The 22,373-nt window shown below is 34.6% G+C and carries 23 protein-coding genes; 16 read left to right on the forward strand and 7 right to left on the reverse strand.

What is annotated here, in order from left to right; genetic code table 11:
- Nucleotides 1-46: 46 nt before the first annotated feature.
- The 4 genes from SCA31_RS12840 (at nt 47) to SCA31_RS12855 (ending at nt 4,652) form a co-directional block, all read left to right on the forward strand.
- The gene (locus SCA31_RS12840) at nt 47-1,264 is read left to right on the forward strand and encodes a hypothetical protein (RefSeq protein WP_410697395.1); all 1,218 of its coding nucleotides are present in this window, start codon (nt 47-49) and stop codon (nt 1,262-1,264) included.
- Nucleotides 1,265-1,411: 147 nt separating this feature from the next.
- On the forward strand, nt 1,412-1,705 hold the full coding sequence (locus SCA31_RS12845; protein ID WP_410697396.1) for a contact-dependent growth inhibition system immunity protein: 294 nt from the start codon (nt 1,412-1,414) through the stop codon (nt 1,703-1,705).
- A 107-nt stretch (nt 1,706-1,812) separates the two neighbouring features.
- On the forward strand, nt 1,813-4,020 hold the full coding sequence (locus SCA31_RS12850; protein WP_410697397.1) for an ATP-binding protein: 2,208 nt from the start codon (nt 1,813-1,815) through the stop codon (nt 4,018-4,020).
- 2 nt (nt 4,021-4,022) lie between these two features.
- Nucleotides 4,023-4,652, forward strand: coding sequence for a response regulator transcription factor (locus SCA31_RS12855; RefSeq protein ID WP_076355544.1), 630 nt, complete (start codon nt 4,023-4,025; stop codon nt 4,650-4,652).
- 71 nt (nt 4,653-4,723) lie between these two features.
- Here SCA31_RS12855 and SCA31_RS12860 read toward each other — a convergent pair whose 3' ends face one another.
- Complete coding sequence (locus SCA31_RS12860; protein WP_410697398.1) at nt 4,724-5,290, reverse strand: hypothetical protein; 567 nt, start codon at nt 5,288-5,290, stop codon at nt 4,724-4,726.
- 145 nt (nt 5,291-5,435) lie between these two features.
- A complete protein-coding gene (locus SCA31_RS12865) occupies nt 5,436-6,512 on the reverse strand; it encodes a resolvase (protein WP_410697399.1) in 1,077 nt (358 codons plus the stop codon).
- Between the two features lie 258 nt (nt 6,513-6,770).
- Between SCA31_RS12865 and SCA31_RS12870 the strand changes: the two genes are divergently transcribed.
- From SCA31_RS12870 to SCA31_RS12905, 8 genes are all read left to right on the forward strand, one after another.
- Nucleotides 6,771-7,520: a sulfite exporter TauE/SafE family protein gene (locus SCA31_RS12870; RefSeq protein WP_410697400.1), complete on the forward strand. Its 750-nt coding sequence runs from the start codon at nt 6,771-6,773 to the stop codon at nt 7,518-7,520.
- 11 nt (nt 7,521-7,531) lie between these two features.
- Complete coding sequence (locus SCA31_RS12875; protein ID WP_410697401.1) at nt 7,532-7,774, forward strand: MoaD/ThiS family protein; 243 nt, start codon at nt 7,532-7,534, stop codon at nt 7,772-7,774.
- Between the two features lie 4 nt (nt 7,775-7,778).
- Nucleotides 7,779-8,195 carry a molybdenum cofactor biosynthesis protein MoaE gene (locus SCA31_RS12880; protein ID WP_410697402.1) on the forward strand — a complete coding sequence of 139 codons (417 nt, stop codon included), beginning with the start codon at nt 7,779-7,781 and terminating at the stop codon, nt 8,193-8,195.
- A gap of 61 nt (nt 8,196-8,256) precedes the next feature.
- Nucleotides 8,257-9,117, forward strand: coding sequence for a formate dehydrogenase accessory sulfurtransferase FdhD (gene fdhD / locus SCA31_RS12885; protein WP_410697403.1), 861 nt, complete (start codon nt 8,257-8,259; stop codon nt 9,115-9,117).
- Nucleotides 9,118-9,164: 47 nt separating this feature from the next.
- Nucleotides 9,165-9,515, forward strand: a complete 351-nt coding sequence (locus SCA31_RS12890) for a DUF7009 family protein (protein ID WP_410697404.1) — start codon at nt 9,165-9,167, stop codon at nt 9,513-9,515.
- A gap of 20 nt (nt 9,516-9,535) precedes the next feature.
- A complete protein-coding gene (locus tag SCA31_RS12895) occupies nt 9,536-11,929 on the forward strand; it encodes an FdhF/YdeP family oxidoreductase (RefSeq protein ID WP_410697405.1) in 2,394 nt (797 codons plus the stop codon).
- Between the two features lie 21 nt (nt 11,930-11,950).
- Nucleotides 11,951-12,436: a molybdopterin-dependent oxidoreductase gene (locus tag SCA31_RS12900; RefSeq protein ID WP_410697406.1), complete on the forward strand. Its 486-nt coding sequence runs from the start codon at nt 11,951-11,953 to the stop codon at nt 12,434-12,436.
- Nucleotides 12,437-12,463: 27 nt separating this feature from the next.
- Nucleotides 12,464-13,378 carry a bestrophin family protein gene (locus tag SCA31_RS12905; protein ID WP_410697407.1) on the forward strand — a complete coding sequence of 305 codons (915 nt, stop codon included), beginning with the start codon at nt 12,464-12,466 and terminating at the stop codon, nt 13,376-13,378.
- A 32-nt stretch (nt 13,379-13,410) separates the two neighbouring features.
- Here the strand turns inward: SCA31_RS12905 and SCA31_RS12910 are convergent, their stop codons facing one another.
- The 5 genes from SCA31_RS12910 to moaA all read right to left on the reverse strand — a co-directional run bounded on the left by SCA31_RS12910 (nt 13,411) and on the right by moaA (nt 17,830).
- The gene (locus tag SCA31_RS12910) at nt 13,411-14,445 is read right to left on the reverse strand and encodes a ThiF family adenylyltransferase (RefSeq protein WP_410697408.1); all 1,035 of its coding nucleotides are present in this window, start codon (nt 14,443-14,445) and stop codon (nt 13,411-13,413) included.
- A gap of 73 nt (nt 14,446-14,518) precedes the next feature.
- The gene (locus tag SCA31_RS12915; RefSeq protein ID WP_410697409.1) at nt 14,519-15,124 is read right to left on the reverse strand and encodes an NTP transferase domain-containing protein; all 606 of its coding nucleotides are present in this window, start codon (nt 15,122-15,124) and stop codon (nt 14,519-14,521) included.
- Nucleotides 15,105-15,581 (reverse strand): cyclic pyranopterin monophosphate synthase MoaC, encoded by a 477-nt coding sequence (gene moaC, locus SCA31_RS12920; protein ID WP_410697410.1) that lies wholly within the window; start codon nt 15,579-15,581, stop codon nt 15,105-15,107. Before moaC ends, SCA31_RS12915 begins: the two co-directional genes overlap by 20 nt.
- A 56-nt stretch (nt 15,582-15,637) precedes the next feature.
- On the reverse strand, nt 15,638-16,834 hold the full coding sequence (locus SCA31_RS12925; RefSeq protein WP_410697411.1) for a molybdopterin molybdotransferase MoeA: 1,197 nt from the start codon (nt 16,832-16,834) through the stop codon (nt 15,638-15,640).
- Nucleotides 16,835-16,843: 9 nt separating this feature from the next.
- A complete protein-coding gene (gene moaA, locus SCA31_RS12930; RefSeq protein ID WP_410697412.1) occupies nt 16,844-17,830 on the reverse strand; it encodes a GTP 3',8-cyclase MoaA in 987 nt (328 codons plus the stop codon).
- Nucleotides 17,831-18,036: 206 nt separating this feature from the next.
- Here moaA and SCA31_RS12935 point away from each other — a divergent pair, with 206 nt between their 5' ends.
- The 4 genes from SCA31_RS12935 (at nt 18,037) to SCA31_RS12950 (ending at nt 20,972) form a co-directional block, all read left to right on the forward strand.
- Complete coding sequence (locus SCA31_RS12935; protein WP_410697413.1) at nt 18,037-18,879, forward strand: helix-turn-helix domain-containing protein; 843 nt, start codon at nt 18,037-18,039, stop codon at nt 18,877-18,879.
- 413 nt (nt 18,880-19,292) lie between these two features.
- Entirely contained in the window at nt 19,293-19,727 is a 435-nt protein-coding gene (locus SCA31_RS12940) for a hypothetical protein (protein WP_410697414.1), read from the forward strand.
- Between the two features lie 197 nt (nt 19,728-19,924).
- Nucleotides 19,925-20,431, forward strand: a complete 507-nt coding sequence (locus tag SCA31_RS12945; protein ID WP_410697415.1) for a hypothetical protein — start codon at nt 19,925-19,927, stop codon at nt 20,429-20,431.
- A 97-nt stretch (nt 20,432-20,528) separates the two neighbouring features.
- Nucleotides 20,529-20,972, forward strand: a complete 444-nt coding sequence (locus SCA31_RS12950; RefSeq protein WP_410697416.1) for a transposase — start codon at nt 20,529-20,531, stop codon at nt 20,970-20,972.
- The last annotated feature ends 1,401 nt before the right edge of the window (nt 20,973-22,373 follow it).

Genomic DNA, 22,373 nt, shown 5'->3' on the forward strand with positions numbered 1-22,373 from the left:
TCTGAAAGAAAATTCAACTTTGCAAAATATATAAGATAAACAGTACATGGAGAATAAAGAAACCTGGATAGACGGAGATACGCTTTTTTATAAAGATCATGGTAACATTGAAAATACAAATATTAATGCACTAAAATATGCTTATGTACAGATTTTAGGAGACGTACCCTTTCTGTTTATTTTTACAGATCATCAACACTATATCTCTACTGAACTACATGGTTTTGAGGAAGTATATCACGAACTGTCGGATCGTTTTCATTTTGATGACGAAACTTTTTTTGCCGTACGTAAGGCAAGAAAAGAAGATGATAAAGTGAAAATTTGGGCAAAAAAAATGCCTCAGAATTATCAAGTTTTGGAGGAGTATCATGATGATGGTGATATTGGCTACGAAGTATATACTGAACCCAAACAGATGATATCGTGGGATACTACCTATGAACAATTGGAAGCATGGGGTTGTGTAGAAGCTTATTTTACCGACTTCGGGGCTAAATATTTAAGATTCAAATATCCGGTTAGAATAGAAAGTATTCTTATTGATCAATTGGAAATATATACAGACAATATCAGTATTAATCGCCCTGTACAGGAGTTTTTCGTAAATCTGTACAATGAAACCAATACTGATAAAAGCTACAAAGAACTACGCGAACTTTGGATTGATGACGATATTGATATTAATAGTTACGGTTATGAAAGAGACGATCAATGTTATCTGCAATTTGCTTTGGTAGACGGTATAAGTGCTTCTATTTGCTATACTTATGATAAGGAATATGGGTATGATGATGGAAGTACATCGCTTCATTTCTATAACAAAAGACAATACAAGTATTTTTTAGAAAATAAAGAATATGAAGAAGTGATGGAAATTTCCGAATTAATATCATTCCCCAATAAATTAGAGTTAAGCGTTAAATATATTGATAATGATGGAGTTAAACATATTCCACTTAAAGTAAAAGAACTGCTGCAAGAAAAAAGTGGTATCTGGCTGGACCGTGTTAATAATAAAATCGGATTTGCGGGAATAGATACTGCATTGATTTTAGACCTTGAAGAAATTAAATATTTTACCCTTCAGAATGTTCTTCCCGCAAAAGGAGCAGGGTATGCAGACCTTATTGTTCATCTTAAAACAGAAAATTATTTATATATTTTTACAGAGGACACCTATTTCTTTGATCAGTTTGCTGCACAATTGGAGCAAATGACGAAAAGGCCGGTTGAAGTCCCCGAAGCGTATTATAACTGTTAAATCATGCATATCAGATGTATATAGGAAGGTCTGGAAGAACTGACTATTGAAAATAAAGGCAAATTGGTGGATAAAAACATTTCTTTTCTCGATAAAATCCCAAATCTGAAGAAACAGCCTTGTCAAGGCTAACAAAATAAATTAATGATGAATAATTTTCAAGCCAATTTTCCTGTAACATACCAATTATTACGTGTTTGGTTCAGCGACATAGATTATGAAGATATTACCTATGAAAAGGTGATTGAAAACTATAAAAAGGTAACAAAGAAACAGAACTTAGAGTTATTAAAATTAGAACTACCAGAATTAAAAAAGGAACTAGATAAAAATACGATTAATCATCAATACATATCTCATCTTTCGAATATTTATTTTGAAAATAATGATGATGTATTGAAATGGCTCAATGAGATATTGATCTATCTGGAAGAAAATTAAACAGGAAATCTTTCGCTGTAGAGCATGGTTTTCAAAATGGATGAGCGGGTATTTTGCCTATATTTACGTTCTTTAATTCAATACAATTTAAAAGAGATAAGGGTTTGATGTACAGGTTATTATTTATATTTACTTTACTTATTTGTCCGTTTTTTGCTCAAGCACAAGATGTTTTAAGCAAATTAGAGAAAGAATATAGCCATGCTTCAGACAATACAATAGAGCAGCTAAATCTTGCTCCTAAATATGCGACTGCCTTATTTTTTCATAACCATAAGCCTAAATCATATCAGATTTTACAAACCAATATTTCTATTGCAACAAAACAGTCCGATGGAAAGTATGCCACCATTCTGTATGCTGTGCAAGCTATGAATTACAGACTTGACAATAAAGAAACTGAATCGTTAAAAAGTCTGGAGACAGCAAAGAAATATAGCTTAAAGACTAATAATAATGAAGCTAAAGGCTATTTTCAATATGCAAAGGGTTGGATTCTAACGCGTAACAATAAAACGGAAGATGCTGTTGCTGCCTACCTAAAAGCTATTGATTATTACGAAAACTCACCAACAACATCTACACTCTACGGAAGGTTTGGCAACGTAGCCAAAGAGTTGTCTGCCATTTATTCTAACCTGAATGAATACCAACTGGAAGAAAAATACAGCAAGCAGTTTTTGTTGCTGGCATCCAAACAAAACGATCCCAATCTTACTTTCGATGCGTATATGCGAATGGGTTATGTGTACGAACAGAAATACGATCAAAATCCATCGAATATAGACCTAAGAAATAAAGTAGAGCAATATTATTTACAGGCTATCACGATTTTTAACAAGCGTAAGGATGCCATGCTCAACAAAAGCAGCCTTTCTTATGCAGCCATTAATTTGGCCAATCTGTATACAGGTTTTGATAGAGATAAGGCCATGCAATATGCTCAGTTAGCCAATACTGTAAGTCTGGAAACAGGTGAAGCTATTCATATTGCTTCTTCATTTGGAATTATGGCTGAACTAGCCATGCAAAATAAAAATTACGATCTAGCCAAGTCTTATTTTCTAAAAGCTTCCATGGAAATTGGAAAAAGCCCGGTTAGAGATCAGAATATAGAACTGTCTATTTTAGAATCTTTGTCTCGAATTAGTGAAGAACAAGGCAATTACAAAGAAGCGCTGACGTATTATAAAAGTTATGTTGATAAATACCAAAGCCTTTACAATCAGGAAAAACTGGATATTACCAAAAGACTGGAATCTCAGTTTGAGAAAGAGCGACAGGAACAAAAATATATCAAGCTGCAGCTGGAAAGTGATAAAAAAGCACAGCAAATCAGCTTGATGAACATTCTTCGGAAACAGCGTGAACAGGTTTACAATAATTTAAAGCTGGTAGAAGAAAATCAGCGCGAACGTCTAAAGTTTTCTGAACTTGAATCCGAAAAAAGAGCGCAACAGCTTCGTTTATCAAAGTTAGAAACACAGCAGAAAAACAACGATATTAATACCATTAAAAAGCTTTTAGCCTACAAGGAAAAGATCAATACATATTACGCCATTTTCATTTTTATCTTCATTGTGTTAATTGCCCTATTGTTGTATGCTTACAGGCAACGTGTTCATTCTTTGAAACAAAGAGATGAACTGCATGCTTTGGCAATGGAAAAAGAAAAACAAAATTTAAAAATATCAACTCTTACGGCATTGCTAGAAGGACAGGAACAGGAGAGAGGCCGCTTAGCTCGTGATCTTCATGATGGGTTGGGAGGTTTGCTTTCAGGAACTAAACTTCAATTGTCTTATTTAGATCCTCATAAAACTCAAACCATACAGGAGGGAATTTCAAAATCGATTGGCCAGATTGATGGTGCTGTAGAAGAATTGAGACGTGTAGCGCATAATTTAATGCCTGATTTATTAATGAAATATGGTTTGGAAGTAGCCATTCAGGAATTTGCCTCCCGTATGTCCAATGCTACGTTAAATATCCATACTGAATTTATCAAATACAGCAATTCCATATCACAAGACAAGCAATTATTGCTGTACAGAATCATTCAGGAGTTGGTAAATAACGTTATAAAACATGCCGATGCTTCCGAAATTATTATTCAAATAAGTGAAGAAGAGAACGTATTAAACCTTACGGTGGAGGATGATGGTAAAGGTTTTGACCATGCAGCCTTAGACATGAGAAAAATAGCAGGTTTTCATAATATAGAATCAAGAGTCCAATTTTTAAAAGGAACGATGAACATCATCTCCGAATTGAATGTTGGAACCAGTATAGAACTTCAAATTCCTATTCATTAAACATGATAAAAGTAGCCATAACAGACGATCATCCATTACTATTGGAAGGTCTGAAGAACATTTTAGGAAATAGTGATACGATAGATGTAGTAGATTGTTTCAGAAACGTTTCAGAAATGAATGCAGGTTTAGCAAAACAAGCTATTGATATCTTGTTGCTGGACATCAATTTGGTAGATACCAATAGCATCGAACTTATAAAACCTTTAAAGAAGAAGTATGAGAACCTACAGATTATTATGCTGAGCGTTCACAACGAACTGCCTGTCATTAATAGTACCCTGTCTGAAGGTGCTTTGGGATATATTCAGAAAAATGCTTCTGTTTCCGAAATTCTGGAAGGGATTAATACCGTATATATTGGAAAGCAGTTCTTATGTTCGCAAACCAAGCTTATTCTGGATAAAAAATCTTCAGACGGATTAAATCAGGTTCCAAAATTAACCAGAAGAGAAAAGGAAATTCTAGCCGAAGCAGCCAAAGGACTTACCACCAATCAAATGGCAGAAAAGCTGTTTATAAGCCCGCACACCGTAGAAAGTCACAGGAAGAATCTCATAGAAAAATTTCAGACTTCTAATCTTAGTTCAGCCATTAAACTAGCTATAGAATATGGTTTGATCATTACATAAAATAAAAAGGCCTGCTTTCGTAATGAAAGCAGACCTTTTCTTATATAATCAAATAATTAGGTGTGTAAAGATTAATCTTTGAATCTGATCTCAGCCTGAAATAGGTTTTTCTTACCTATCAGATCATAATCAGCGTTATATAAAGGATGATACATGAATACATAAGTACTTCCTTCAACATCTTTTAAATTGATGGCCTGATCCACCATGATATCATAAAATCTGGTAACGGTGCGCGTAGCAGTCCATTGTTTTAAGTTACCTTTAGGATTTTTATCAAATCTATGATCTTTTGCATCCGTATAGTACCAATATGATGGTGCTGTATCCATCAAAAGTATTTCTTTGTCCTTGTTATACAATTCTTCCGCCATGCCCGTATTCTGAAACCATGAAACTTCCGGATTGTAAAGACCTACAGCTGCTGTATAAATGCTTTTATCTTTAGTTGCTCCAATTAGAAACCCCTCCAGGTCTGTGGACGCAAATTCGAATTGGAAAGTAGATTTTTTCAGTTCATAAATATTGTTTACAGGCTCAATGACTTTTCCGTCCTGTTTAATAATGACTTTTAATGATTGTGCGAAGGTCATTATACTTAGTAAGGAAAGAAGAATTGTTAAACTTATTTTTTTCATGGTATATCTTTAAATAACTGCTGCAAAGATATTGGACTTTTACTCCATAAACACTGGCTGATATCAGGGGTTTTTATAATATCTGAGTTTGGATATATTTCTTTATTCATGCTTCAAGTATAATAGTCAATGACTATTTTCCTACTTAAAATAAATTTGGTTTTAACTGAATTTTGATGAAAGCTGTCTTTTGTTTTTTGTCTTTCGATGGAGCTGAGTTGGTAGGATAAACTTCTGCATAAAAGGTGTCATTATCTGCCCAAAAAGCTTTTGTTTCGTCGCCTATTTTAAATTTAGTAAAGTTGACATACAAAAGACTTTCCTGATTATTTTTTTGTTCCAGATATTTGCTGACCTCAAAATCACTTCCTACATCGCTATTTGAAGAAAGGTAAGAAATCCATTTTTTAGTAGGAATAATCTGAGGATAACCGGCGGTGAAAATTTGAAAATTAGATCCGGATTTTATATTATAAAAAGAATAGTAGGTATCTGAAACTTCTACCGAATTTTCTTTGAAAACTTCTAAATGCAGAAAAGGTGATTTTCCTACATATTCATTGGATAATGTACCGTCTTCTGTAGATACATTTTCGTGTTGAACAATGATCGTTTCTTTGCCATTTTCGGTGTTTATCCAGTTACCGTCTTTTAGTTTTATATAAGGATTTTTTACTAAAACCTCATCGATTCGTTTTTTATTGGCGGTCTTAAATTCCTGCTCTGAAACTTCTGATATGGTACCATACTTATTGAACGATTTGTTTTTTAGATCCTGAGATGTTTTAAATATACTGCTTCTGATCTCGTATAAATCCACACCCTGTAAAGTCAAATCAAATGCTGCCGTAAATTCTGATTTTAAAACAAAAGCTTCAATGCTATTTGAAATATTATTATTAATGCTGTAATGAATAGAGTAGAAGTCATCGAATTCTTCGAATCCATAGTAGTTATGCAGCTTATTGTAGGCTATTTTCATATGAGCTGCATCCTTATTCGGAGCTACAAAAAAGCGGATAGAATCTAGCTTAGCAGATAGTTGAAATGGCACATTTTGTACATTATCTACTCCTTTTATTTTTTTGAAATCGGTAAATGCTATGGCTTTCTGAGCAGCTGTTGTTTCTGTTTTTGTGACTTCTGAAGTTTTATTTTGAGGATTACAACCTACAAAAACAACTACCATAGATGATATAAAAAACTGATATGAGATTTTCATTTATTATTTTTTGATCCAAATATATCAGCATTCAAATTAGCGAACAACAAAAACGCTTAATATAAGGGAAAATTGGCTGAAAACAGGGATGTATTTAAAGCTGCTCGAATAGATGGCTTCGTTTTTTGTCTTATTCTCCAAATAAATAATTCATGATATTTTTTTCACAAAGCATTGCATAGACTTTCAAATGTTGAGAGCAAAAACATAGTAAAAATGATTATTATTGTAATGAAATTAAATTGGCTTTAAAAATTTATGGGTTATTGGGAAATCTTTTTATTATTTTTAATAATCGCATTCGTTTATTCATCTGTAGGATTTGGTGGCGGTTCCAGTTATCTTGCTGTGCTGGCAATGTACAGCCTTCCCTATCAGGAAATACGTTTGACGGCACTTATTTGTAATGTTATTGTTGTGGTGGGTGGTGTTTACATTTATATTAAAAATAAACAGATTGACTGGAAAAAAATACTCCCCATTACTCTTGTTAGCGTACCTATGGCATATCTGGGAGCTACCTTAAAAATCAGTCAGGAAACTTTCTTTTTGATTTTGGGAGTTACTTTAATTATAGCAGCTATTCTATTATGGGTAAGGACAGAAGTGAAAAGTGAAGAAAAGTCGGCGGAGGCATCCAAGCAATTCATACTTAGAAATAGTTTTCTGGGAGGAGGAATAGGTTTTTTATCCGGATTGGTAGGAATTGGCGGCGGTATTTTTCTGTCACCCTTACTTAATCTATTAAAATGGGATACCCCAAGAAAAATTGCAGCAACCTCCAGTGTTTTTATACTGGTAAATTCTATATCGGGAATTTTTGGACAGTTTTCAAAATTATCCGTAGATATAGATTATTTCAGAATTATAAGCTTATGTCTTGCTGTTTTAATTGGCGGACAGATAGGCTCCAGAATGTCTCTGAAATGGAATCCATTAATAATCAAAAGAATGACTGCCGTACTGGTTTTAGTGGCGGGCATCAATATTTTAATAAAATACGGGTAAAAAATTAAGAAATGAAAATTAAAATATTAACCTTCGGAATAGCGAAAGATATTTTCGGCGCATCAGAAAAAGAAATAGACGTAGATGAAGGGTTGAATGTAAGGCAATTAAAGAATATTCTGGAAGAGGATTTTCCACAGTTACAAAAACTAAAGTCTTATTTTATTGCAGTTGATGAAGAATATGCAGAAGACGATCTGATAATAAACGGAACAAACGAAATAGCAATAATTCCTCCTGTAAGTGGCGGGTAAACGTATGATTGATATAAAAATAACAGAAGATACTCTGGATATAGTAAACTGCCTTGAAATTGCCCAGGATCTGGGGAGCGGAGGTATTGCAACATTTATAGGAACAGTTCGTAATAAGACAGGAAATAAATCCGTTATTCGTCTTGAATACGAATGTTATCAGCCTATGGCCATAAAAGAAATACAAAAGATAGTGGAAAGTGCCATTTCTTTGTTTTCTGTACGTAACGTAGTGGTTCATCATCGTACCGGAATTTTGTTTCCCGGGGATGCAGCAGTGATGATTGTTGTAAGTGATGGACATAGAGATGCTGTTTTTGATGCCTGTCGTTATATTATTGATACCATAAAACAAAAAGTTCCTATCTGGAAAAAGGAAGTTTTTGAAGATGGAGATGAATGGGTTTCCGCTCATCCATAATTTTGAGGAATAAAATTTCGTATATTTACTATACAAGTTCTTTATAGAGATGAAAACCAATATGTTGGAAAATAAATCAGTACAGAAGATCGAGATTGTCAAAGTTAAAGAGAACAACAGTTTTCCTTATGCTGATGATATTTCTGTGGAAGAGCCTTTGGAAATAAGGGTTTCTTATCATGATGAAGATCGAAAAGAAAGTAAAAATATATCGGTAACCATGCGTACACCGGGTAATGATACGGAACTTGCTGCAGGATTTTTGTTTACGGAAGGGATTATTTCAAGCTGTGAACAGATTAGAAATGTAAGCCATTCTCAGGCAGAATGCTCCAGAAACCGAGAAAACATTGTGATTGTAGAGCTTGTAGAGGGTTTCATGCCCCAACTGATGAAAGCTGACAGAAACTTTTATACAACGTCCAGCTGCGGGGTATGCGGAAAAGGTTCTATTGAGTCAATACGAACGGTTAGTTCCTTTCAGGATCTTAAAAAAGAGCATCAGAAAGTAGCACTTTCTACATTGTATCAATTATCAGAAAAGTTACAGTCTTTTCAAAATAATTTCAGTGCAACAGGTGGAATTCATGCCTCCGGTATTTTTGATTTAGATGGTAATCTGCTTGCCTTACGGGAAGATGTAGGAAGACATAATGCGTTGGACAAACTTATTGGGCACGCTCTCTTTACCAAAATGCTTCCACTTACCCACAAAATTTTGGTATTAAGTGGAAGAGCCAGTTTTGAGCTGATCCAAAAAGCGGCTATGGCTGGTATATCTATTGTTGCTGCCATAGGAGCGCCATCCAGTCTTGCAGTAGATCTGGCAAAAGAATTTGATATTACCTTGTTCGGTTTTCTCAGAAATAACCGTTTTAATATTTATAATCAAAGTACTCGCCTAGAGATTATTCAAAAATAATGTATGAATAGAGAATATTCAAATACTCAGGGAAAAAGAATAAACAGATGAAAATAAGAATTAAAGATAACTCAATAAGATTTCGTCTGACTCAGTCAGAAGTTTTAGAATTAGGAGAAAACGGAATCATTTCCAGCTTTACCCAGTTTGTAGACAGGCCATTTATTTATGCGATAGAAAGAACAGATGATGAAGTATTGTCTGCCATATTTATTGAAAATAGAATCGTATTAAAAATGCCTAAACCTATGGTAGAAGATTTTGTTTCAACAGACAGAGTAGGTTTTGACGGGCAAACAGGAGAAATAAAACTCCTTGTAGAAAAGGACTTTGTATGTATTGATAATACAGAAGAGGATCAAAGTGATAATTACCCGAATCCTAATATTAAATGTTAATAATCTAAAATGTCAAGATCATGGAAGAAATTGATAAAAACAAAATAGAAGAGGAAATAAATAAGGAACCTAACGCTGAAAATCCGTATACATTGCTGGATCTGAAGCTTACCCATGTTGAAACATCCGCTGCAGGGATTCCCGCTGTGATGGCTGCTTTTGGTGACCTATTTGAGGAAAAAACTCCGATTAGGGGGATGAGGGCTTTATTTAAAATGAATCAGATGGGAGGTTTTGACTGCCCCAGCTGTGCATGGCCTGATCCTGATGATGAACGTTCAGTTCTTGGTGAATATTGTGAAAACGGAGCAAAAGCACTCGCTGAAGAGGCAACCACCAAAAGAGTTACTCCAGAGTTTTTTAAACAAAACTCAGTCTATGATCTTGCCAAATTAGATGATTATCAAATTGGTAAAATGGGAAGACTTACGGACCCTATGTATTTGCCGGAGGGTGCCACCCACTATCAGCCGATCAGCTGGGATCATGCCTTTAAAAAAATAGCAGAGCATCTCAATGCATTGGAATCTCCGGATGAAGCCGCTTTTTATACCTCCGGAAGAACAAGTAATGAAGCTTCATTTGTGTATCAATTATTTGCAAAAGAGTTTGGAACTAATAATATGCCTGATTGTTCCAATATGTGTCATGAAACCTCCGGATCTGCATTGCGCCCTACGATTGGAATTGGTAAAGGAACAGTGACGCTGGAAGATTTTTATGAGGCCGAAGTTATTATCATTATAGGACAAAACCCAGGAACCAATGCACCGAGAATGATGAGTGCTTTGTCAAAAGGAAAAGCAAACGGTGCTAAAATCATTGCCATTAATCCATTGCCGGAAGCAGGATTGATGGGTTTTATTAATCCACAGAGTGTTAAGGATATACTCAAAGGAGGTGTTCAGCTTGCAGACCTTTATCTGCCTGTAAAGATTAATGGTGATATGGCATTATTAAAGGCTCTTGAGCTTTTATTAATTGAATTTGAAAAGAAAAACCCGGGTACTGTATTCGATGACCAGTTTATTAAAGAAAAGACCGTAGGATATGCTGATTTCCTGAAGCAGTTTGAGGATTATAATCTTGATGAATTGGCTGTACTTTCAGGAGTTTCCAAAGAAGATATTTATAAGGCTGCAGAAATGATAGCTTCCAAAAAAAGAATTATTGTGAGCTGGGGAATGGGACTTACCCAACAGCCTAATGGGGTAGATATGATTCGTGAAATTCTGAATATACTTCTACTAAAAGGAAGTATTGGAAAACCAGGGGCTGGCGTTTGTCCTGTTCGTGGTCACAGTAATGTGCAGGGGAACAGAACAATGATGATTGATGAAAAACCTACCGATGAACAGCTTGATCGTCTTGAAAACTTTTATGGCTTCAAAGTACCACGTAAGCATGGTTATGATGTCGTAAGAGCTATTAAAGCAATTCATGAAGAAAAAATAAAAGTTATGTTTTGTATGGGCGGTAATTTTGTGTCCGCAACACCAGATACTACCTATACAGCAAATGCTTTACGAAAACTGAACTTACTGGTATCTGTTTCCACGAAGTTGAATAGAGGGCATCTGGTGCATGGGAAAGAAGCACTTATCCTGCCAACCTATGGGCGAAGTGACAAAGATATCGTAAATGGCGAAATACAAATTGTGACCACAGAAAACTCTATGGGAGTAGTACAGGATTCAAAAGGAATGCTGGATGCCGTATCAGATAATCTGGTTAATGAAACCCAGATTGTTTGCCGAATGGCCATGGCTACTTTAGGAGAACGATCTGTTGTGAACTGGCAACGTTACCATGACAGCTATGATGCGGTAAGGGACGATATTGAACAATGCATTCCTGGTTTTGAAAATTATAATGTCAGAGTTCGGGAAAAAGGAGGTTTCTATCTTCCCAATGCTGCCCGTGATAAGCAATACTTCTCCAGGGAGCTTGGAGGTCGTGCTCCATTTACTTTAACGGAAATACCGGATAATACACTCGCTGATGATGAGTATATGATGGCCACCACACGTACTCATGATCAGTTTAATACCACTATTTATGGGTTAGATGACCGATATCGTGGGATCAAAAATGAACGCCGTGTCGTCTTTATGAACCAAAATGACATTGATAAAGCGGGGTTTAAAGCAGGAGATAGAGTAGACCTTTACAATTATGATGATGGCATAGAGAGAGTAGCTCCTCTGTTTATTATTGTTTCCTATAAGATTCCGGAAAAGAATACAGTCACTTATTTCCCAGAAACCAATGTGTTGGTGTCCGTGAATAACGTAGTGAAAGATAGCAATATGCCGGCTTCTAAATATGTGAAAATCAAAATTAAAAAACACGATCCTGAAGTGTATAAAAAGGTAGATGAAATGCTTTATAAAGGAGCTGTGCAACGACCATAACTTTTAAAATAATTGATCTATATGAGAAAGATATTTCTAGTAACTCTATTTTTAGCTTCAGGTATTGCCTCTGCCCAGTCACAATATAAACTAAAGATTGGAGGAGAAGTACAGCAGCCATTAGAGCTTTCTTTATCAGACCTTTCAAAAATGCCTCGTAAAGAAGCTTCATTAAAGGATAAGGATGGAAATACACATATTTATGCAGGTGTAGCCATCGGCGATATTCTTGCGAAAGCTGGAGTTCCGTCTGGTAAAGAACTTCACGGAGAAAATCTTTCAAAATATTTGCTGGTAAAATGCACGGACGGATACCGGGTTTTATTTTCATTGGCAGAACTGGATGCTTCTATTGCTGACAAAAATGTTATTATTGCCGATACTATAGATGGCCAACCATTATTGGATAAAAAGGGCCCGCTTCGTATTATTGCAGAAGGAGAGAAAAAGCCCGCTCGCAGTTCCTATCAGGTAGAGTCTTTGACAATAGGCCACATTAAAGATTAATTTCCATACAGAGATTAGAGATACAATATGATTATAAGGAAAAAAGAACATTGGTTCAAAATGCTTTTTGTTTGGCACGGCTCTGTATTACCAGGGTTGCTGCCTCGCCTTATATTGCTTTTTATATTGTCCCTCGGAGTAGCTTATCTTCATGGAATTATCTTTTCATTTAAAATTCCTCTTAATCCTGCACCTTTAACATTGTTCGGGTTTGTCCTGGCTTTGTTTTTAGGATTTCGTAATAATGTAAGTTATGATAGATTCTGGGAGGGGAGAAAATTATGGGGTGCCTTATTGAATATTTCACGTTCATTAACCCGGCAGGCCCTGACATTGAAAAATAGTAAGGATGATTCCTCGGTTTCTGAATTTATTCAGTTACTGAGTTCTTTTATTTTTACACTAAAGCATCAGTTGAGAAAATCAGATCCTTATGATGACTTAAAGCAGAGGCTTGATGAAAATAAACTGGATCTTATCATGAACGCAAAGTACAAACCTATTGTCATTATGCGATTAATGGCAGAGTGGGTTCAAAAAGAAAAGGACCAGGGTAATATTGATACCATTCAGCAGGCTCGCTTTGATGAAAACTTAGATAAGCTCGCAGATGTAGTAGGTGGATGTGAGAGAATTGTTTCAACACCAATTCCTTACAGCTACCGTGTTTTATTGCATCGTACGGTGTATATTTATTGTTCTTTGCTGCCTTTTGGATTGGTTGATACACTGGGTTGGTTTATGCCCTTTATTGTCATATTCGTTGCTTATACATTTGTTGCATTTGAAGCCATTGCAGACGAGATTGAAGACCCGTTTGGTACCGAAGCGAATGATTTGGCATTGAATAGCATGTGCAATATGATTGATGAAACAATCCATGAACTGGCAGGTGAACAAATTAATACTTCCCAAAAACCAATTCACAATATTATTGACTGATCTTTTTGCTCTTGTATTTTGAATAAAGATCGTTACGTTTTGCTAATCCCACCTTTCAAAGAAAATACGTCTTTTTCAGGGAAGGCTTTTTTTATTTTTCTGGCAGCTTCTGAACTGCGCTTTCCGGACAAGCAATACAATAAAATAGGTTGTGAGACAGAAGAAATTGTATGAAAATAATCGTGCAGTTCTTCCACAGGAATATTTTTTCCGCCAATATTGAAGTCCTGATGTTCCTGTGCTGTGCGGACATCTATCATTTCAAATTTTTCCTGATTTTCTTTAAAATATTCAAATGTTATCAAAGGAATTGTTTGCTGCAGCTCTGTAATGGATGCTGAGGTTTTTCTGAGCTTAATTATTTGAGTTTTGCCATTCATTACATTCATCATCCATAATTTTCCGGCTAGAATATCTTCGGATTGAGTTACATATTTTATGGCTTCATTGGCCTGCATACAACCTACAATTCCGGCTAGGGTAGGGATTACACCTCCTTCCCTGCAATTAGGAATTTGTGATTCTTCAACGTTGGGAAATACATCGCGGTAATTCGTAGAATAAGTACCATCTTTTTGTAATACATTCCAAAAACTTACCTGACCCTCATATTGATAAATAGCCCCATAAATTAATGGTTTTCCGGCTAATACACAGGCATCATTTAATAAGTATTTTGTTTCAAAATTATCTGTTCCTTCAATAATCAGATCATATTCTGAGATCAGATCCATTACATTGGAAGAAGAAACTCTTAAACGATGAGGTTTAACTGAAATGGATGGATTTTGTTGCTCCAATTTTTTAGCAGCAACGTCTACTTTAAACAAACCAATATCACTAGGAGTATATAAAATCTGCCGGTGTAGATTACTTAGAGATACAATATCATCATCCGCAATACCAATTGTTCCAATGCCGGAAGACGCAAGATACTGTGCTGATGGACAGCCGAGACCTCCCATGCCAACAATCAGTACTTTAGCATTTTTTAGTAATTCCTGAGAAGAAATTCCAAATTCCGGTAAAACAATCTGGCATTGATAGCGTTCAAATGAGTCACTCATAGTGGTTTCTTTTTTGTCACAGATTTACAAATATTTTTTAGAGGTTTCAATTGCATATTGGGAGCATTATGGATTATTTCTTCAAAAATCCCTGTGCTTTTTCAGCCTCTTCCGGAGTGTTTACATTCATTAAAGCATCAGGATTATGAGGTTCTAAAATAAGTGTATCACTATTCATTAAAACCTTTCTGGGACAGGTATTTCCAATTCCTAAAAAATTCAGCAGAAGAGGATAGCTTTTAGGTTCCCAGATCGTAATTAGGGGTTCAGGCAACCCATCAAAAGGGCTTTTGTAGGTGGTTGCTGCTTTTTCAGGATTCCGTGATTCAATTAAGATCTGCAATGATTTTTCGTCCAGTAAAGGCATATCACAGGCAACAACCAGCCATGCCTTATCCCTTTGAGAGCGTAGAGCAGAAAGAATTCCTCCAAAAGGCCCCATGTTCAGAAAAGTGTCGGTAAGAGCATTATAATCTGTATCAAAATTTTCCAGCTGATCTTGTCTGCAGGAGATAAAAACTTCATCACAAAATGAAGCCAATAGATCTGCTGCAAAGTAACGTTGCTCTTTACCATGCCAGTTGAGTAAATCTTTTGCCGTTCCCATTCTTCTGCTTTTTCCACCAGCCAGTACCAGCCCGTTGATGCTAGGGATTGTATTATTCTCTCCTGAAATCATTTTTTCCACCGGATTTTTCTATTAATTTAATTTCTTTAATGGTAATGTCATGGCTCATGGCTTTGCACATATCATAAATAGTTAATGCCGCTATAGAAGCCCCTGTAAGTGCCTCCATCTCAATTCCTGTTTTAGCCTCCACTTCGGCAGTACAGTAGATTTCAATTTCATTCTTATCGGTAAGTTCTATATCTATTTCACAGTTTTCAAGCCCTATCGGATGACAAAGCGGAATCAGTTCTCCTGTTTTTTTGGCAGCCATGATTCCTGCAATAATTGCAGTCTGAAAAACAGATCCTTTGGGAGTTTTAAAATCACCTTCCTTTAGTTTTTGTAAAATATGATCGGGCAGTTCTACTGTTGCCTTGGCAATAGCCTTACGATGGGTAACTGCTTTTCTGCTTACATTAACGATGGTAGGGTCGAGTTTTTTATTAAGATGTGAAAAATCTTTCATAGTTTTATTTTTTAACCACAGATACACGAATTATCTGTTTATTGCATCAGTCAATTTTAAAAATGATATCGCCATACTTTATAAACTTCACCTTTTCTGAAAGTATTTTGTTCCAAAGGTAATTCTATAAAAGCATGGGTTTCGGCAAGATGTGAAAAATCACCGGATCCATTGGTATCTACAGATTCTGCTGTTAATTGTCCGGATGAGTTTATCCTAAGTTTTACCTGAGCAAAATACTGAAGTGGAAAAGGAAAATCAATATCATTTTGTAAAACAGCAAACTGAAATCCGGAATCCGGAATTTTCAAAGATTTTTCTAACCAGGGAATAAAATACCGATGCAGACACATAAATACAGAAACCGGATTACCGGGAAATGCAAATATGAGTTTTTGATTCTCGCTTTTACCAAACCAAAACGGTTTTCCTGGCCTTTGCTTTATCTTATGAAAAAGCTTTTCTATTCCCAATTCTTCACATGCTTTTGGCAGATAATCAAATTTTCCCATAGAAACTCCACCACTCATAAGAAGTATGTCATATTCTTTTATGCAGCGGGAAAGCTCTTTTTTGATCTCTTCATAATCGTCATTGAGATGAAGTGCATCAGCCTTGATTTTATATTTTTCCAATACCGTCTGTATGGTAATTCCGTTAGAACGTCTGAGCTGAAAAGGGGTAGGGCAAGACTCAGCACTTACCATTTCGTCTCCTGTAGATATGATGATGATTTTTGGAAGTTTTTTTACAGATAAGGTGGTTTGCCCAATGGAGGAAGCAATACCTATAATGGCAGGGGTAATGACCTGATCTGCTTTTACCAAAACGTCTCCTCGTTTTTTATCCCTTGCTTTCAGATGGATATTTTGGCCTTTTTTAACATCAATATTGATGCGTGCCATTCCATTGTCTATTGAAATGTCTTCATAACGAATAACAGTATCTACCGAGGAACCCAGTGCTGCTCCTGTCATGATTTCGATACATTCATTTTCCGAATTGACAGATAAAGACGGTTCACCTGCAGATTGTACAGCTTGAACAGTAAAGGAACGAATCCCTTTTTCAAAAGAACTATAATGGATGGCTATACCGTCTACAGTGGGCCTGTCAAAAGGAGGGAAGTCCCGGTCTGCGAGCAGATCTTCTGCCAAAACTCTTCCCAATGCCCATTCATAGGGTATTTTTTCTATACCAAAATCCTGATGTTGTGACATGACAATGTCTTCTGCCTGTTGTACGGTAATCATTTCCATTGTTTATCCACCTATTGTAGCCATTGATTGATGAATTTGTGACTCTGTTAAATTAAATTTCTGAGCTTCCCATCCGTCTTTTGGCTTATTCTGTATGGTATTCATAATCATGTTTTTGAGCTCTTCATCTGTTTTTCCGGAACGCATTTCATCTTTTAAATTAATGCCTGTTCCTTCATATAAGCAAGTTCTGAGCACCCCGGAAGGGGTAATCCGTATTCTGTTGCAGTCTCCGCAAAATGAACGGGTATACGCAGCAATAATTCCTACATCACCTGAAAAACCAGGAATTTTGTAGTTATATGAAGTGGAACTTTTCGGGTCTTCTGTTTTTTCTATTTCAGGAAAATGATCTTTGATATGCCGATAAATTTGAGGATAGTTCCATGTCAGAGAAATGTCTGCATTATTTCCATTAAAAGGCATTTCTTCAATAAAGCGTACATCAATCGGAAGCTGCTTCGTGAGTAATACCAGTGGAATAATATCTTCAATGTTCTGATTTTCCATGACCACCGTATTGATCTTTACTTTGATATCATGTTCCAGTAAAGAGTCTAATGTTTTCATTACCTTATCAAAACTTTTACGGCGGGTAATTTTGAAGAACCGTTCTTCATCTAAAGTATCCAGGCTGAGATTGACAGATTGTACACCAAACGTTTTAAGTTGAGGAATATACTGCCCAGTAAGAAGCCCATTGGTGGTCAAACTAAGATCTGTAATTCCATCCAAATGAGATATTTTTCCAATAAGATCAATACAGTTCTTTCTTACAAAGGGTTCACCTCCGGTAAGTCTGATTTTATTGACCCCTAGTTCTGAAAAAATGGAACAAAGTCTGAGCATTTCTTCATCGGTCATTAATTCTTTCTGCTTAATCCAGGTAAGACCATTTTCTGGCATACAGTAGGTACATCGAAGATTACACCGGTCCACAACAGCAAGTCTTAGGTAATTTATTGTTCTTCCGAATTTATCTGTCAGCATTTTAAAATAGAAAGTGTCTTATTACAAATATACTGATTGTTTTTGCGCAAAACAGGTCATTTTTACATTTGTAAGTAAACGGGAATATTTTTTTCACAATTCTGGATAGTTAAAATCAGAGAATAAGAATTACCTACTTAATTTTTGATAATCTAATGATATTTTTATATAGTATTTTATAATTTAGCAGGTATTAATAATGAATAATGAAAGAGAAGAATACCATGTCTCAGCTAGGAAATGATGACAAAAGGAAAATTGATGTAATGTATCAGGGTGAAATAAGTTCTTCTGAGCTTAATCGTTTTCCCGATAATTCTTTTACCATCATTATTTTAGATGAATGTAATGCAGGAGATTGTACTACAGATATTGATAAATACCTCCTGAATTCTAAACAGTTATTTATCCATCTTCCCAAAAGGGAATACCTATGGAAATTACCTCCTGGTGCATCGGGAAGAAGACTCATCATCAATGACTCTATTCTTGAAACATTTTCTCCAACATTAAAGCATACCTTTTCATCCCATAGTACATATGAGATGATTCAGCCGAATGATGAAGTTTATGATAAGTTGAGTGCCGAGTTCAATGCCATACGAATGGAGATTCATTCGGAAATGATATTCCCGGAGCTTATTAATGCAAGAGTAAGGCTTTTGGCTCTAATGATCAACTTATGGGTAGAGGAAGTATATGGTAAATTTGCCTTAACTCATCATAATAATTTGGCTTTCCGATTTCATTCATTGGTGCAAAAATATTATAAAACCCAGAAAAGTGTTTCTTTCTATGCGGAAGAGCTATGCATTACTCCTAACTATTTGGGCGTGATTTGTAGAAAGCAATACAGAGTTTCACCCTTAGAATTTATTAAAGAGAGGGTTTTACTAGAGGCAAAAAAATTATTACACAGTTCTGATAAATCCATTAAGGAGATCGCCTTTGAATTGGGATTCCAGAATTTTTCTCATTTTTCATACTTTTTTAGAGTACAAACAGGAATGACACCTAAGAACTATAGATTAGCCATGAACAAAAGCTAGGAAGTCAAATCTTTTTAGAGAGTTGATGCAGCCCAACGGATGATTTCTCGGTTTTTTTCAAAGAAGATTTATTGCGAATTGAAAGTTTGTTTGAATATTTAAATACAATAGATAAACAGTTTTGATTTCAAAATTTTTATAAATATGAATTTCTATACAATGATGCTATACGAGAAATTCTCCTAAAAAGATAACTCAGATATATCTTAGGATATCAATACTTGAAGCTAGAATTGAAAAAAAAGCCTTGAAAATTATAGGCTGGTTTTTATAAAGTATATTACCCGAGATTAAAGCCAAAAGACCTTGTAGAGCATTATATTAGATAATGTTAGATATTATATTAGTAATTGTTATTGTGTTTTTCAGAAGTAAATTTTATGTATTGGCTACTTTTGCTGAAACATTTGAGTATGAAGAAAACAATTATTGTTACCCTCTTGGTAATGATTGAGACAGTTCAAGCTATTATAGCAAATATAGTAAACTTGGAACTGAATTACAATCCAAGAAAAGTAACAGGAAAAGAAAGAAAAATGACAAATAACTTTTTTTATCCTTTCGAAAAACGTACCCCTGAAAATGTATGCTTCTATGATTTTTCCGGAAGTGAACCATTTAATGTCACAGGTATATCTCCAAATCAAAAATCGATTCTTCAAATTCCACAATTAAATTTAGAATTCTGTTTTGCTGTAGTATCAAATATTATGAAACTACAATGTAGGCAAATGGACCAGCTTTTTACTGTTGTTAGTATAAATACAAACTATTGTACGGGTAGAAATTTTGGCGATGGTCAAAGAGCAAACCATACAATTACAATGTATAATTATAATAACTGGTAGATAATCAGACTCTTTTTAGGAGTTGTCGATGTGTCTTTCTCTTTATTTTCAGAGGTAGTATACTATTGAATTTGGAATTTAAATAGACACATTTTACATAAAATCATTTCTTAATTCAAAATAATATATAAGCAAAGACAAAAGGGCAATAGATTGATCTTTATTGCTTTGTCAAGACTGTTAATAAAAATTTTACAATGAATAAAATAATATTGAGTTTTACATTACTCTGCATTGTCTGTGTTAAGGCCCAGGTAGCAATTGGAAAAAAAAATGTAACTAATCCGTCGGTATCATTAGAATTTGCAGACACTGAAAACCGAGGGTTCATTCTTCCGTATGTAGAAGAAATTAGTGGAATTTCTCAAGATGGGACTATCATATATGATAGTTCGGATAAGAAAGTAAAATATCTTAAGAGTGGGAGCTGGTTTGATTTAAGTGTGGATACCACAGGGAATGCAGACCTATCCATACAAACAAACAAGACTGAAAAGACTGGGGCCAAGGTAAGTATTGGGACACCAACTTCTACAGACGGCATTTTAGTTTTGGAAGATAGTAACAAAGCGATGATACTTCCTAAGGTGGCCAGCCCGCATGTGAATATTGTAGATCCTGCAGCAGGGATGATGGTATATGATACAACGAGCCGTCAACTGGCTGTATACAATGGGACTGTTTGGTCTTTCTGGAAGCCATAGTAGCCCGCTGATTCTCAATTTGATCAATAAATATGGGGTTTTTATGAGTTCAATTCAAAAAATATCAACAGTATAAACATCTATAAACTTATCAGATATGGATACCAATTTTAAAAATATTCACATAGGTTCATATATTAAACAAAGAAAAATTGAACTTGAAATAGAAAATTCGCGTGTTTGCAAATTCATAAAATGTAATGAAGAAGATATTGAGGAAATGTTTTTGCAGAGTGATCTTAATACCAGTGTCTTATTAAAGTGGAGTAAGATATTAGAGTACGATTTCTTTAGATTATACTCCCAACATTTAATATTGTTTTCTCCAGCGGCAAGAAGAAACCCTAATGAAACGAAGAAGATATCTCAGCTTCCGCATTTCAGAAAGAGTATCTATACGAAAGAAATTATTGAATTTATTTTGGACCTCATCAATTCTGGTGAAAAAACTAAGCAAGAAATCATTAATGAATATCGTATTCCCAAAACTACTCTTTTTAAATGGATATTAAAATATGATGACAGACAGACAGACGGTTAAGGATTATATGTTTAATCATTTCAGCTTTGAACTTGGGAATAAGATAATTAGATCTTAATTGTAAAAATAAAATTTTTAATAAAATGAAGAAATTAATGCCTAATTACAAATTAATTTATGAAGATATCATTAGAAAGAAATATCCGCATAAAAAAACTCAATGTCAAAATATATTGAATAAAAAGGAATTGTCTACTCTCGATATCATTAAACTAAACAATATAATTTTTGAGACCAGGAGTAAAGAAAGTGAGAGCCTTAATCAAAAATTACGATCATATAATAATGCAGATATATTAGAGATTCTCAATTATCAAAAAGTAAATAATTTGAATAATATCCAGACAGCAATGCACTTTAATCTTAGTAAAAATAGCGTCAGTAAATGGAAAAAAATATTCTTTTCAGTGAATTATTAGATTGATTTTGAATTATTAAGACTTTTATTATGAAAACAAAAATATCATTTCTATTTATTATGAAAAAATTTTTTTCTTTTTTTAAAGATCACGGCTGTAATACCCAAGATCCGCATGTAGAATTCTAGATATAAAATACTGTTCTTATTATAAAAAAAAAACAAACGATTTACAACCTTTTACCTATATAAATAATAAATAGGGATTTGACGGTACTATTATCAAAAATCAGGGGAATTATGACTGATTTGTATATAGTTGTCAAAAAAGCAATTAGAGGTATTTGCTCTTTTTAATAGTCTGCTTATTCAATCTCTTAAAATGTCTTTTTCTGCATTAGAAATTGATTGTAAAAGTAAGTGCACTAAGCAAAAAATTGTTATACCCAAATGGACTTTTATCATGTACAAATATGTGCTTCTTTTTCACCAAAGACAAGAATTAATGTTTCGAGTTTGATCATATTTCTTGAATGTTAACAGAGTGTTGATTGCCGTTTTGCTTCCCTGTCAAATCTATTTTAATATTTGAAAAAGATCAAGTAAGATCATAGCTTTTGGAATAATATACATTTTAGCTGTGTCAGTGTCTAAAACTTTCAAATTAATAGAGTAAAGGGTAATATTTTCTCAAATGATAAAAAAATACTTAAAACAAATTTTTCTAATCTTATTCAGATTACGACCACCACCACCAAAATATTTTAAATTGATTTGAAATATTAATTGCAGATCAATCCGTGAAATAAACACAAATAACATTATTCTTATTGATTGCCTATTTTTTTAGGACTTAAAATACTGAATGATTAAAAATTATATCGATTTAAATATGAAATTCATAATAAATACTATTGCAAATTACAGCTTTCGTGTCGTCTGTTGTGTTTGCACAGTTTTGTTGACGTTTTCCCAGATAAAGGCACAGACCTTATTGACAGAGAGCTTCAATTATCCCCCCGGCAGCTTGCTCACGGCTAACA

This window comes from Chryseobacterium sp. SIMBA_028 (assembly GCF_046535285.1).
GTDB lineage: Bacteria > Bacteroidota > Bacteroidia > Flavobacteriales > Weeksellaceae > Chryseobacterium.